We start from the raw sequence: 14340 nt of genomic DNA on the forward strand, positions 1-14340 counted from the left end.
CCTTAAGGCGAGAAGAAATGTTGTCGCTGAAGACCTTTTTTCTGTACTTGACGCATGCGACATAGTGGAACTGAAGACTGTATACCGAATGCGCACCCTTGTCTGTTCTGTATCTCATGTTTATATAATCAGATAGAACTGAACGTTTTACAACAAAAAAACATTTTCGCCTTTCATCTCCCACCTTTCGGAAGGAGACTTCCCGGCGAAGTGTTAAACGTTCCAGCGATTTCGATTATTCGGTCTCTTCCTTTTTTTTCGGTTTGGTTTTGAAGATCGAGCCGATGTCTTTGACCAGTTTTCCCGGCAGGCCGAGGGTGCGCTTGAAAATGCCGAAAACTGTTTCGGAAATTGTGCTGACCGGGATAGCGGTGACTTTGGGTGAATCACCAGGGCCTTCAATTTTGAAGTGCGCGGTCAACAGGGCTTTGTCCTCGCCGGCCAACACCCAGCCGGCAATTGGGATCGAGGTGATTACTTTGTCGACGGTGCGCAATGGCATCACTCCCAGCTGATAGTCGAGGCTGCCGTCGATCAGACTCTGGCTGCCGATCAGCGACATATTCATCGCCTCGCTGTTGATTTTCAGGTCTTCGGTATAAGCTCGGCCGTCTGCGATTCGGACCGACCCTTCCAGCAGTGTGAATGGCATTCCTTCTTTATCCATATCGGGAAGATTGCCGCTGAACAGCTGCGAGACATTAAGCAACGAGAAGACCTGGGCCAGCCCGCGGAATTTGCGTAGGGTGCCTTTTTCGACCTGAAGATGAATCCCGCCGACGGCGTTCTGCCAAAAGCCTTTGCCCGCCAGTGCCCCTTGCAGGTAGAAATCGCCACGTAGCGCCCCGTTGATGAGGCCTCGCTCTTTGAACAGATCCTGATGTAGCACCGTGGCTACGATGCCTTCCGCATGCCCGGAGACTTTTAGTACAGACTCGGGATAATTCCGGTCAAACTCGACCCGGGCCAAGCAGTAGCCGTGACCGCTGGAAAAGCGCAGCGGATAGATGGTAAAGACCCCGTTCTGGTCTTTAATCAGCCCTTCTGCATCGGTAAATTGCAGCTCGCCGATTGAGCCCTGTTCTGCTTTTGCGGTAATCAGCAGTGGCCGCCTCGGTTTCTTGTGTTTGGGAACGGCTTTTTTAGGGGGGCCGACAAATAGGTCGATCACCTCATCAATGTTCGCTTTTTTCGCTTCGATTTCAAGCTTGACCTGTGGATCCTTGAAGTTGTCGAGGCTACCGGTGACGATCACATCGGTCTCTTCTTCGAGCTGCACAGTAACCTGCTTGAACGCCATCCCCTGGCTATTGATCAGCAACTGCCCGTCCAGGTTGTAAAGGGTTCGTCTGGGGCTTCTGAAAATCAGGTCCCGAGCATGAACCAGGTCGCTTTTTAGGTGCAGGTCGAGGTGCGGATCCTGCCAGCCCGGCATCTGTCCGCTGAGGGTGAAAGAGGAATCGCCGAAACGGGCCTGCAGGTTGTTGAAACGCAACCCGAGGTGATCGATTTCAATCTGTCCGTAGGCCCGGTTGAGGTCTCCGACAATATGGTTCAGGTGGGCACCGACATCAGACAACTCCAAGTTGGTAAACAGGCCTTCAGCTCTCCGTTCCAGGTGCGGATGCACAACGCCCTGCAGCTGCAGTTTTTTCAGCAGCGGGGATAACGGTTGCAGCTTAACAAGATCGATCGGATCGATATCGAGCAGGAAGAAGTTAGCTTCCGGCTCGGTGGAAAAACGGCCGTTCCCCGAAAGCAATAAGTCTGGCAGGCGAAACTCAAGACGCTCAAGCTGTAGCTGTTTTTTCTCGACCCAACCTTTCAGCAGCAGGCTGCTCTGGTGTTGTGCTCTTTTTTGCAGCAGCGACCCCAGGGAAAGGTCGGTGGCCGAGAGATCGGTCTGCAGCAGAAAAGCAGGCTGCTGAAGCGGGCCGGACAGTTGCAGGGTCGCTGCCAGCGGGCCGGACAGGGTCCAGGTGTCGGGCAATGTCAGCTGGGTGCCGACGTCTTGCATTTGTGTTTGAAGGTTGAACTGAAGATCAAGTTGCGGAGTTTGAAACAGTTCCTTGATCCGGCCGGAAAAAAAGATCGGCTGCCCGCGGGCAATCAAGATGCCGTCATGGATCTCCAACTGATAGTCCGCCAGAGACAGTTTGGTGGAAAAGTCCTGTATCTTCCGCAAGCTGTTGTCGGTCCATTCGAGATCGGCCAGAGTGAGTTCGGCCTCAAAGCGGGGAAGCCCCGTGGGGAACTGTTCCGCCGGCCAGCTTTTTTCGATTACCACGCCCAGCCGCTCCAGTTCGCCGGCCACCAGCTTGGCGGCATTGGGAACCTGCCAGCGCTTCAATAACTGCGGTGACAGAGGGATGTTCCGAGTTTCGAGTTGGCCGGTAAAATGGCGCTGTTGCTCGTTGCGGGTGAGATGAAATTCTCCGTCCAGCGGCAAGCCGAGTAGTTGCCCGGCGAAATCGGAGAATGCTTCCTGAGTTGGACTAGATTTCCAGTTGCTGGACATTGTGAAAAGTGGGGAAGCGCCGGAGGCTGTGAGTGAGGCCTCGATGTGAGCTTTTTCCGCCGGAGTTCCAGAGAGGGCAGTATGAAAATTGAGATGGCTCGGCAGATCATAAACGGGGGGGCTGCTGATGTGAGTCGATAGATTGTCAATCTGGAGTTCGCAAAACAGCTCATTTCCCCTCCAACCTTCGGAGGTGATAGAGATTGGGAGTTTTGCGGCCATCCTGAACTCGGCCGGTTGGCCGGCCTGGGCGATTTTTCCGTTAATGCTCAGGACGCCAATCTTGTTAGGCTGCCAGTTCCGCAACTCGATCTGTAGTTGCTGCAGATCCAGTATTTCGCGACTGGTTTCTTCCTCGCGTTGGTGCAGCCTAAGGCTGGCATCTCGGATCGTCAAAATGCGAATGCCAAATTTGCTGGTCAGCTCCTTCGGCGTTCCATGTTCCGGGCGATTATTGACCGGGAACCAGAACTGCAGCTTTGGTTCTTCCAGCTCGATCCGATCGAAGAAAATTTCTCGGTCTAGCAGAGGCGCAATTTTTAATGTCGCGGTTAAGTAAGGGATCTCGGCGACCAGTGCATCTTCAGGGCCGATGCGCAGGTCGCGAAAACGCAGCGCAATCCCTTTGTTGAAGGTCAGATTGCTGTAGCCGATGCTGACCGGCTGTTCGAAAGCGGTGCTCAGCTCCTGCTCGAGCTCATAACGATAGTTGTCTAGGTCGAGCTGGCTGATGATGATCGAACCAAGAACGACCAACACCACGATAAGCAGCAACAGCAAATAGATGGTTCTGCTCAAGATTTTTACGACTGTAGAGTTCATCAATGCTGATCAAGGAGTGAGGGTTGTTGACGGTAACGCATGGTTGATTAAAGCATTATAACTCTTCTTGTTGGGACCGGCAAGAGACAAAGGGGGGAGTGCGACATCTGGCGCTTTACATGTCTGCGCCCCCTTGATAGTATTACGCGCCCTTTTTTGTCATTTAACAATGCCTTAGCTCCCTGCGAGCTTCCAGCGGCAGACAGGTTTCTCCACCAGAATGAAGATCAAGCGTCTCGACATCCTCGGCTTCAAATCATTTGTCGATAAGGTTTCTCTCGACTTTCAGCACGGGATCACTGGTGTCGTTGGGCCGAATGGCTGCGGCAAGAGCAATATCATCGACGCCATCCGTTGGGTGATGGGCGAGCAGAATGCCCGCTATCTGCGCGGCCGGGCGATGGAAGACATCATTTTCGGCGGCAGTGAAAGCCGCAAGCCGCACGGCATGGCCCAAGTGTCGGTTGTGTTCGACAACAGTGCCAAGATCTGTCCCCCGGCCTATAAGGATTACGCCGAAATAATGGTGACCCGTCGCCTGTACCGCAACGGCGACAGCGAATATCTGATCAATAAAACGGCCTGCCGCCTGCTTGATATCACCGAGCTGTTCATGGATACCGGGGTTGGCGCCCGTGCCTATTCGATTATCGAGCAGGGCAAGGTCGGCATGTTGATCAGTGCCAAACCGGAGGAGAGGCGCACCCTGATCGAAGAAGCGGCCGGGGTGACTAAATTCAAGGCGCGCAAAAAGACCGCCTTGCGCAAAATGGATGCGACCAAGCAGAATTTGGTGCGCCTGGGAGATATCATCGCAGAAGTGCGTCGCCAGCTTGGTAGTTTGAAACGGCAGGCGCAGCGCGCGGAGCAGTTTCGCGAATATCGTGGTGAGGCGAAGCGGATCGAACTTTGTCTTGCCGGCAACCGTTTTCAGGAGCTGAAGGGGGAAATCGAATTGCTCGCCAAGCAGGAATGCGAGCAGGCGACTATCTTGGAACGGCTAGATGCCCGGCTGGAAGATGGAGAACTGCAACTGGAAGAGAGACAGCTGCAGCTGACTGTGGTTGAGACCGAGCTGAATCAGGCGCAGGAGAAGGTTTATCATCTGGCCTCGGAAACCCAGCGGGTTGAAAATGAGCTGACCCTGACGGCACGGCAGCGCGAGCATCTGCTGAAACAGGACCAGGAACTGCAGGCAGAAATGAATAATCTGGCCGGACGGCTGGCTGCGATGCAGGAAGAACAGCAACAACTTCAGCAGGAGCAGGATAATTACGCAGCGCGGCTGGAAACGGTACAACAGGAAGTTGCGGTGCAGGAAGAAGGGCTACAGCAGTCCCTTTCCCAAGAGCAGGAGTTTGAGGCGCAACTGGAAAATAGTCGGCGCGAATTGATGGAACTGCTCGCCGAAGCAAGCCGCATGGCCAACCGCCGCGATGAAATAGATCGGCGCTTGGAGCTGGAGGAAGAACGTCGCAACCAATTGCGTTCCGATTCGATCCGGGTGCAGGAGCAACAACAGGAGCTGATCGAACAACAACGACAGTCTGAATCGAAGTCGCAGAAAGTGCGTGAGCAACAGGTACAGGTGGCGGAGCGGAATCGCTGTCTGCATCAGTGTCGGCAGGAGAAGGAAGCTCAGATCAAGGGCCAAGATGCCGAATTGAGCGAGCTGCGTCAGCAACTGGAGAAGAACCGTTCCCGGCAGGAATCGTTGCAGGAGATGGAGCGCAACCTCGATGGCTATGCCGAAGGGGTGCGGGTGCTTCTGGCAGATGGGCAACGTTGGGACCGGATCGCTGCCGATCTGTTCAAGGTTGATCCTGAGTACGAACTTGCGGTGGAGGTGGCTCTCGGTGACAGGTTGCAAGCGGTGCCGCTTGATGAGCTTGGGCTGCTCGATGGCGCACTGCAGCTGTTGCAGGAAAAAAGGCAACGGGCGACGCTACTATTACCGGAACGGACGACTCCAGAGGTTACTTTTTCTGCTGGCACACCTTTAAGCAGTCTGGTCAAGGCGGGAAAGGGAAAACAGGCGCTTGTCGAGCGCTTGTTGGCTGGTGCTTATCTGGTTAAAACGGTGACCGACTTTGCTACTGCTGAGATGCCGGCCGGTTTGTTGCTGATCGATCGGCAAGGACGCAGCCTCAGCTGGCGTGGCACGTTAACCGGTGGTGCCGAGGTGGTCGACAGCGTTGGCCTGCTGCGCAAAAAGCGGCAGATTGAAGAACTGGCCGGTGAAATTGCCACCCAAGAAGAAGGGTTCAAGCAGCAACAGCGTGTCCTTGATGACCTACGCGAAGAGTTGCTGCAGCTTGAGGAAGAGCAGGGCGCCATTGCAGGGGAGGGCCATCGCCTGGAATTGCAGGCCCTCGAGTTGGCGAAGGATCTGGAGAGACTGCAGAATGAATCCAGCCGAATTGTTGAGCGCCTCGACTTGATCCGCTTCGATCAGGAGCTGGTCGAAGAGACGACCGTTGCGCTGCAACGCGAAAAAGAGGAGTTGAACACAGATAGCCAGCAGTCGGACAGCAGCCAGAGGAACCTTGAACAGCAGACGACCGAGCTACAAGAGCACTTGGCGCAACTTCGGCAGCAGTTGGATGGCACCCGCGAGGAATTGACAGAGCGGCGCGTTGCCTTGGCGGCGATGCAGCAGCAACAGCGGGGGGGGAACGATACGCTGGTGCGTCTGGCGAAGCAGCAGCAGGAGATGGAACAGCGTAGCGGCCAGTTGCAACAGCGGCAAAAGTTGGGTGGCGTTGAACACCAGGAATTGCTGGTGAGTGATGAGCGCTTAAAGGTTGAATTGGACCTGATGCTCGATCGCCGCGAAGAACAGCAGAAGGTCAGCCTGTCGATTCGCGAACGTTATGAGCAGCAACGTCAGCAACTGGATGAGTTTCGTGATCAGTTGCGTGGAGTGCGTTCTGAAGCGGAGGGGCTGCGCAAAGAGGTTGCCCGCTTGCAGCTGCGACATCATGAATTTCTGGTCGATGTCGAGGCGGTTCGGCAGGGGGTACTGGAACGGTACCGGGTCGATCTGCTAGAGCATCAGGTGCCGGAAGCGACCGAAGATGAATTGGAGCGTCAGCAACGGCAATTGCAGAGCTTGCAGCGCCGGATCGAAGCGCTCGGCGAGGTCAACCTGATGGCGATAGATGAGTATCGCGAATTGGAAGAGCGTTACGATTTCCTCTGTCAGCAACGGGACGACCTGAACCAATCGCTCGGCGACCTGCAGAAAGCGATCAATCAGATCAATCGTACGACTCGGAGGCGTTTTAAGGAGACGTTCGAGCTGGTCAATGAAAGGTTTAAGCAGGTTTTTCCCCGATTGTTCCGCGGCGGGCAGGCCGAATTGCGACTGACAGACGAAGAGGACTTGCTGGAAACCGGGATCGATATTATCGTGCAGCCACCCGGCAAGCGGCTGCAGAATGTCAACCTGCTTTCCGGCGGGGAAAAGGCACTGACGGCAGTGGCGTTGATTTTTTCGCTGTTCCTGATCAAGCCAACGCCGTTTTGTGTCCTCGATGAGGTCGATGCTCCACTCGATGATGCCAACATCGACCGTTTTGCCGAGATGGTGCGCGAGATGACCGAACAATCACAGTTTATAATTATCACCCACAGCAAGCGGACAATGTCGATCGTTGATACCATGTATGGGGTCACCATGCAGGAGCCAGGGGTTTCGAAACTGGTTTCGGTGCGGATCAATGAACGACTGGACGGAGGAGGACCGGTTGCGGCAAGCGCGTAAGTTCAGCGCTTGTTAGATGCGGAAATGAAGAGGTTGGGATGCCGTTTAAGTCATTGCTTAACAGATTGTTGGAAGATATCCCCGGTGCTCTCGGGGCGATCATTATCGATTGGGAAGGCGAGGCAGTCGATCATGTCGCGCGGATGGAAGATTACGATATCAAGGTCTTCGGAGCCCATAATGGGATTATTCTGCAGTTGCTGAGAGATGCCATGGCGCGGATCGACTGTGGTGTCTTACAGGAGGTGCTGATACGCACCGGGGAGAACAAAACTTTGCTTGCCCCATTGACAGATGAATACTTTCTGGTGTTGACTCTCGGACCGCAGTCGATTGCATCGCCGGCTGCATTTAGAATGCGCTGCTGTGTTGCTGAGCTGCGGCCCGAATTTGAATTTTAGATGTTGTCGAATTTCAGCATTTTAGGCTGAAGCAGGAGATTGGGAAGTGAATACCGAACAGATTTTGCAGCAGATTAAAGAGATTGTGCAGAACGGATCTCAGGCTGCTTTACATCAGATTGAACGTTTTATTGCCTGGTTAAACCAGTTGGTCGCCGATCTGGCCGGTTGGCTGGCCGGATTGGGGGTGCCGGAAGAGTATCGTCAGATTGCGGCGTTGGGAATCGTCTATCTCTGCGTGACCCTGGTTGTGCTGCTTGGAATTCTGCTGCTGCTGTCGCTGTTACGGCGGCCGAAAAAAGAACCGAAAGGGGTTGCCGAAGCCGAAGCCGAAGCCGAAGCCGAAGCCGAAGCCGAAGCCGAAGCCGAAGCCGAAGCCGAAGCCGAAGCCGAAGCCGAAGCCGAAGCCGAAGCCGAAGCCGAAGCCGAAGCCGAAGCCTGAAGTCGAAGCTGAAGTCGAAGCTGAAGTCGAAGCTGAAGTCGAAGCTGAAGTCGAAGCTGAAGTCGAAGCTGAAATTACGCCGGAACCGACCCTCAGCCTGTTCGAGAGGCTCAAGCGTGGGCTAGCAAAGACCCAGTTGTCGCTGGTCGGTCGGATCGACAGTTTGCTACGCGGCAGCTCCGCCATAGATGACAGTCTGATTGAGGAACTTGAAGAGATCCTGATTACCGCCGATCTCGGCATGCAGACCACTCAAAATCTAATCGGCAAGCTGGAAACAGGTCATGCAAAGGGAGATTTGCAATCCCCGACCCAGGTTCGGCAACTGTTGATGGTTGAACTGCAGAAGATCTTGCAGATCGAAAGCAAGCCGCTTGATTTCGATAGCCAATCGCCTTTTGTAATCATGGTCGTTGGTGTTAACGGGGTTGGTAAGACAACCACTATCGGCAAGTTGGCCAACCAGTTGGCCAAAGCTGGGAAAAAGGTGATCCTTGGAGCTGGTGATACCTTCCGCGCCGCAGCCGCAGAGCAGCTGGAAATCTGGGGCGAGAGGGCCGGCGTTGATGTGATCCGCCATGCCGAAGGCGCCGACCCCGGCGCAGTTGCTTTCGATGCTGCTAAAGCGGCGGTAGCGCGAAAGGCAGATGTCTTGATCCTTGACACCGCCGGTCGTTTGCATACGAAAGTCAACCTGATGGAGGAGCTCAAGAAGGTCCGCCGGGTGATTGATCGGGAGATTCCAGGTGCGCCGCATGAAACGATGCTGGTTCTCGATGCGACCACCGGCCAGAATGCGCTGACCCAGGCCAAGCTGTTTAACGAGGCGGTTCAGTTGGACGGTATCGCCTTGACCAAACTGGATGGGACGGCAAAAGGTGGTATAGTCATTGCCATCGCGGCGGAGTTAACGTTGCCGGTACGTTTTGTAGGTATCGGAGAAGGGGTTGAGGATTTGCGTCCCTTTGATCCGGAGATGTTTGTTTCGGCTCTGTTTGAGGAATAGTTGCACGATTTCTTAAAGGTTGTCTTATGGCGGATGAACTGTTGAGGAGATTGGATGCTGCGGTCGGTAAGTTGCTCGACCAGAACCACCAGTTGAAGCAGGAGTGTCATCAACTCAGGCAGGAAAAAGTGGCCTGGCAACAGGAAAAGACAGAGCTTCTGGAAGAAGTCGGCCAAGCACTGAAACGTCTTGATGGCTTGGAGTTGGAGGATATATGAGTCAGACAATTCAGGTGCAGATTCTGGGGCGCGATTATTCCCTGCGCAGTCATCAATCTGAGCAGCAGGTACAGAGGGTCGCCAATTTCGTTTGCCAGATGTTGGAAGAGACCGCTGCTGGCCGGACGGTCGATACGCGTGATCTGACGGTTCTGACCTTGTTGAATCTGGCCGGCAAATATCTGCAACTTGTTGATGGGCAGGTGCAACAAAAACAGAACGATTCACGAATACGCGAGTTGGTTGAACAGTTGGAACGTTCTGTTTCTGGTTGCTAAAAGTATTAGCCCGAGTATATTATGAATAAATACGTCTGTATTCGACGTTAGAAAATAACCCTGATATCCAGGGCTTTTAGATAGATTGGTACGGCATTTTCGAATTGATACAGGCGCTTTGTGCGCTGTTTTAGCTCCCGACTACGGGAACCACAAAGATATAAGCCAGATGAGGGTGACTTCAATAAGGTCTTTGTTTTTTAAGGGTTTATAGGATTTTTCTGCCCGGTAAGCCGTAGTGGTTCCAGATAGATGGCATTGCTTCAACCTGTTGCGGGACGCAGGTTTAATTTACAATTCGTTTTAGTGTCTGCCCATTCAGCTTCTTCCTGCCCTGGAGGCTTGCGGTTCGCCGGAGTTCTCCGCCATGCAAAAACATTTAACGCGACAGCAGCAGCTGCATCTTCGCAAGCAGTTGGACGAGGCAACCTGTCACGAACTGAGTTTGCGGATTCAGCAGCGTTTGGTCGCTGCAGAATGTTTTTGTTCTGCTGAAACTCTGGCGCTCTACAGCCCGATCAACAACGAAGTCCATACCGATAACCTTTTAGCGATTGCTAGGTCGCAAGGGAAAAAGGTCTGCTATCCGCGGGTGGCTGGTGACGGCTTGCAGTTTGTCGCCATTGAGTCACTTGCCGAATTACAGCCCGGAGCGTTCGGAGTAGCTGAGCCGATTGGCGATCAGCAACTGGATGCTCAGATGATCGATTTGCTGGTCGTGCCGGGGGTGGCATTCGATCAGGACGGGTTCCGTCTCGGCTATGGCAAAGGTTTCTATGACCGCGAGCTGTCGCGGATGGCGCAGTCGACGGTAAGTGTCGGACTCTGTTACGAATTTCAGCTCTGTGACTCTCTGCCGATAGAAGAGCATGATCAGCAGCTCGATTATGTGGTCACCGAAACGCAGCTTATCCCCTGTCGCAAAGATACGGCAGGTTAACCATAAACTCTGCAAAGGGAGGTTTGGCCGTGCAGATGGATATTTTATTGATCGTTATGGTTCTGATCGCTTTGGCGATCGGGGTTTTTCTCGGCATGATACTGAAGCACAAGCTATCTGAGTCGACGGTTGCTAACGCCAAGGTTGCTGCCGAACAGATTATTGCAGATGCTCGCAAAGAATCTGAAACGGTTCTCAAAGAGGCGACAATTCAGGCCAAGGATGTTGTTCTGCAGGCCAAGGATGATTGGGAGAAGGAGGCGCGTGAACTGAGACGGGAGATCCAGGGGCAGGAGAATCGACTCCAGCAGAAGGAGGAAAACTTGGATCGTAAGCTCGATCAGCTCGATCAGCGCAGCAACGAGCTCAATAAAAAGGAAAACCAGCTGCAGCAGCAGAATGATCAGCTGAACAAGAAGACTGCCGAGATCGACCAGTTGCTTGCAGATCAACATGCCCAGCTGGAGAAAATTTCCGGAATGAGTGGCGAGCAGGCCAAGCAGCAGTTGCTCGATTCGATGCTGAGCGAGGCAAAACATGATGCCGCGAAGAGCATCAAGCAAATCGAGGATGAAGCCCGGGAGATTGCGGATCGTAAGGCCAAAATGATAATGGCGCTGGCGATTCAGCGTTATGCTGGTGATTTTGTTGCGGAAAAAACCGTAAGCGTTGTTCCGTTGCCGTCGGATGAGATGAAGGGGCGGATTATCGGTCGAGAGGGGCGGAACATCCGTGCCATTGAAGCAGCGACCGGCATCGATCTGATTATCGACGATACTCCGGAAGCGGTGGTGATTTCCGGTTTCAATCCTGTGCGTCGCGAGATTGCCAGAATTGCGCTCGAGCGCTTGATCGCTGATGGTCGGATTCACCCGGCCCGGATCGAGGAACTGGTTGAAAAGGCTGGTGAAGAGGTCGATGAAGCGATCCGTGAAGCTGGCGAGCAGGCGACCTTCGATGTTGGCGTCCACGGCATTCATCCGGAAATCATCAAGCTGCTCGGCATGCTCAGGTACCGCACCTCTTACGGGCAGAATGTATTGGTTCATTCGATCGAAGTCGCCTTTCTCTGTGGTATGATGGCCTCCGAGTTGGGAATCAACGTCAAGCAGGCCAAGCGTGCTGGTCTGCTGCACGATATCGGCAAGGCGGTCAGTCACGAACTGGAAGGTTCGCATGCAGTTAACGGAGGGGACCTAGCACGCAAGTATGGCGAGTCGGCGAAGATCGTTCATGCCATTTCCGCGCACCACGAAGATGAAAAGCCAGATACAGTGCTGGCGATTCTGGTCCAGGCAGCGGATGCCTTGTCTGGAGCTCGCCCTGGTGCGCGGCGTGAAACGCTTGAGACTTATGTTAAGCGGTTGCGCGATCTGGAGCAGATCGGTACTTCCTTCGGCGGCGTTACCGGCTGTTTTGCCATTCAGGCCGGCCGTGAGATTCGCGTGATGGTTGCCAGCGAAGAGATCTCTGACGAACAGTCACACGTACTTGCCAAGGATATCGCGCATAAGATAGAGCAGGAAATGACCTACCCCGGGCAGATTCGGGTCAATGTTATTCGCGAGACCCGCGCTGTCGAATACGCGAAGTAGATCGCGATAAAAAACAATCTGTTTACCCTGTGCAGGACTCATGCTACCTTCTCCCTTCATTGCAGAAGGTAGCATGAGTCCTGCTTTTTATTGGGAGTGTGCAGCGTGAAGCTGTTGTTTATAGGTGATATCGTCGGTCGGGCTGGCCGTAAAATTCTGACAGAGCATCTTGATCGTTTAATCGACAAGCAAATGGTCGATCTGGTAGTAGCCAATGGTGAGAATGCGGCAGCTGGGTTCGGTTTAACCACATCGGTGTTGCGCGAACTGTTTGATGCCGGGGTCGATGTGGTGACCAGCGGCAATCACATCTGGGACAAGAAGGAAATCAATGAGGCACTGGAGCGAGAAGCCCGTTTGCTGCGTCCGGCCAATTATCCGCCGGGTATGCCGGGTCGAGGTTCCGGAGTTTATGAGACGGCAGCCGGGATTAAGGTAGGCGTGTTGAACCTTGAGGGGCGGGTGTTTATGAAAAATCTCGACTGCCCATTCCGTGCTGCTGATGGGCTTGTTGCCGAGTTGCGCAAAGAGACACCGATTGTCTTTGTTGATTTTCATGCCGAGGCGACTAGTGAGAAACAGGCAATGGGGTATTTTCTTTCCGGCAAGGTGTCGGCAGTTGTTGGTACCCATACGCATGTGCAGACGGCAGATGAAAGAATCTTGGGCGGGCATACCGGATATCTCACCGATGCCGGGATGACCGGCAGTCAGGATGCTATTATTGGCAACCAGAAAGAGCCAGCAATGGAGAGGTTTCTGACCCAGTTGCCGGTGCGTCTGGAGGCTGCAAAAAAAGATCCGCTCCTTTGCGGGGTGTTGTTGAGTCTTAACGAAGAGACGGGTTGCTGTGAGGCGATAGAACGCATTCAGGTAGGTCCGTAAGATCTTCATCCATTGAAAATATAAGAGTTGAAAATGAACTTTGTCGAAGAATTGACTTGGCGCGGCATGATCCACGACATCATGCCCGGAACGGAAGAACAACTGCAGAAAGAGATGACCGCAGCCTACGTTGGCATCGATCCGACCGCAGATTCGCTGCATATCGGACATTTGGTCAGCGTGATGATGCTCAAGCATTTTCAGCTCGCCGGGCACAAGCCGATCGCGCTGGTTGGCGGGGCGACCGGGATGATCGGTGACCCGTCGGGGAAATCGGCGGAACGGAATCTGCTCGACGAACTGACCCTGCGGCATAACGAGGAGTGTTTAAAGCAGCAGTTGGCGAAGTTTCTTGATTTTGGGTCGAATGCGGCCAACGCTGCCGAGTTGGTTAACAATTACGACTGGATGAAGGATTTTACCTTCCTTGAGTTTATTCGAGACATCGGTAAGCATATTACAGTCAACTACATGATGGCCAAGGACAGCGTCAAGAAGCGCCTCGGTGAAGAATCGAAAACCGGACTGTCTTTCACTGAATTTACCTACCAGCTCGTTCAGGGAACCGACTTTTTGCATCTCTATCGTGAGAAGAACTGCAAGCTGCAAATGGGCGGCTCAGATCAGTGGGGAAATATCACGACCGGCACGGAACTTATCCGCCGAAAAGAAAGTGGTGAGGCTTTTGCCCTGACTTGCCCGCTAATCACTAAGGCCGATGGCGGCAAATTCGGCAAGACGGAAAGCGGCAACGTGTGGCTCGATCCGAAATTGACCACGCCGTATAAGTTCTATCAGTTCTGGCTCAACGTCTCTGATGCAGATGCCGAGAAGTACATTAAAATCTTCACCCTCTTAACGAAAGAAGAGGTGGCGGTTTTAGTCAAGGAACAGGAAGCCGCTCCTCATCTGCGACCAATGCAGAAGCGCTTGGCCAAAGAGGTAACCTGTATGGTCCATGGCGAGGGGGAATACGACAGGGCTGTGGAAGCCTCGCAGATTCTGTTTGGCAAGGGTACGACCGAGAGCTTGGCAAGGCTGGATAAAGAGACCTTCCTTTCGGTGTTCGAAGGGGTGCCGACCTATGAAATAGCCAGCTCCAAGTTCAATGCTGGCGTACCTGTTGTGGAACTGCTTGCCACTGAAACGGACATTTTCCCTTCCAAAGGGGAATTGCGTCGTACGATAAAAGGAAACGGACTTAGCCTGAACAGGGCCAAATTGACTGATTCGGAGTACTTGGTGACGGGGGCGGATCTGATTAACGGCTCCTATATATTGGTGCAAAAAGGCAAGAAAAGCTATTCTATCATTGAGGCAGTGTGATTTAATCCGGTTTTTGGCTGCTTGACAGATGCGGAAAAGTTCGATAAATTGAACACTTGCCGTAAAGTTTTCTGTAGGGCGAAAAAAGCTGAAAAAAAGTATTGACGGTGAGGGCAGAGATTGTATATAACTGCGCTCCGTTG

Annotated in this window: 10 protein-coding genes; 9 read left to right on the forward strand and 1 reads right to left on the reverse strand. The window is 53.4% G+C overall.

Annotation, left to right across the window (positions count from 1 at the left end; all coding sequences use genetic code 11):
• Positions 1-235: 235 nt before the first annotated feature.
• Positions 236-3340, reverse strand: coding sequence for an AsmA-like C-terminal domain-containing protein (locus Q7J88_RS06780; RefSeq protein ID WP_303721405.1), 3105 nt, complete (start codon positions 3338-3340; stop codon positions 236-238).
• A gap of 220 nt (positions 3341-3560) precedes the next feature.
• On the opposite strand from Q7J88_RS06780, the gene smc reads away from it, so the two are divergent.
• The 9 genes from smc to tyrS all read left to right on the forward strand — a co-directional run bounded on the left by smc (position 3561) and on the right by tyrS (position 14197).
• Entirely contained in the window at positions 3561-7106 is a 3546-nt protein-coding gene (gene smc, locus Q7J88_RS06785) for a chromosome segregation protein SMC (RefSeq protein ID WP_303721406.1), read from the forward strand.
• A gap of 38 nt (positions 7107-7144) precedes the next feature.
• The gene (locus Q7J88_RS06790; RefSeq protein ID WP_303721407.1) at positions 7145-7507 is read left to right on the forward strand and encodes a roadblock/LC7 domain-containing protein; all 363 of its coding nucleotides are present in this window, start codon (positions 7145-7147) and stop codon (positions 7505-7507) included.
• 314 nt (positions 7508-7821) lie between these two features.
• Positions 7822-8955 (forward strand): signal recognition particle-docking protein FtsY, encoded by a 1134-nt coding sequence (gene ftsY, locus Q7J88_RS06795; protein WP_303721408.1) that lies wholly within the window; start codon positions 7822-7824, stop codon positions 8953-8955.
• Between the two features lie 26 nt (positions 8956-8981).
• A complete protein-coding gene (locus Q7J88_RS06800) occupies positions 8982-9173 on the forward strand; it encodes a hypothetical protein (RefSeq protein WP_303721409.1) in 192 nt (63 codons plus the stop codon).
• Complete coding sequence (locus Q7J88_RS06805; protein ID WP_303721410.1) at positions 9170-9451, forward strand: cell division protein ZapA; 282 nt, start codon at positions 9170-9172, stop codon at positions 9449-9451. Before Q7J88_RS06800 ends, Q7J88_RS06805 begins: the two co-directional genes overlap by 4 nt.
• A gap of 367 nt (positions 9452-9818) precedes the next feature.
• Positions 9819-10391 carry a 5-formyltetrahydrofolate cyclo-ligase gene (locus Q7J88_RS06810; RefSeq protein WP_303721411.1) on the forward strand — a complete coding sequence of 191 codons (573 nt, stop codon included), beginning with the start codon at positions 9819-9821 and terminating at the stop codon, positions 10389-10391.
• Positions 10392-10426: 35 nt separating this feature from the next.
• On the forward strand, positions 10427-11986 hold the full coding sequence (gene rny, locus Q7J88_RS06815; protein WP_303721412.1) for a ribonuclease Y: 1560 nt from the start codon (positions 10427-10429) through the stop codon (positions 11984-11986).
• A gap of 105 nt (positions 11987-12091) precedes the next feature.
• Entirely contained in the window at positions 12092-12871 is a 780-nt protein-coding gene (locus tag Q7J88_RS06820; RefSeq protein ID WP_303721413.1) for a TIGR00282 family metallophosphoesterase, read from the forward strand.
• 33 nt (positions 12872-12904) lie between these two features.
• Positions 12905-14197, forward strand: a complete 1293-nt coding sequence (gene tyrS, locus Q7J88_RS06825) for a tyrosine--tRNA ligase (protein ID WP_303721414.1) — start codon at positions 12905-12907, stop codon at positions 14195-14197.
• Positions 14198-14340: the final 143 nt, after the last annotated feature.

Origin of the sequence: Malonomonas rubra, from assembly GCF_003247215.1 — a bacterium.
Taxonomy (GTDB): domain Bacteria; phylum Desulfobacterota; class Desulfuromonadia; order Desulfuromonadales; family Geopsychrobacteraceae; genus Malonomonas; species Malonomonas rubra_A.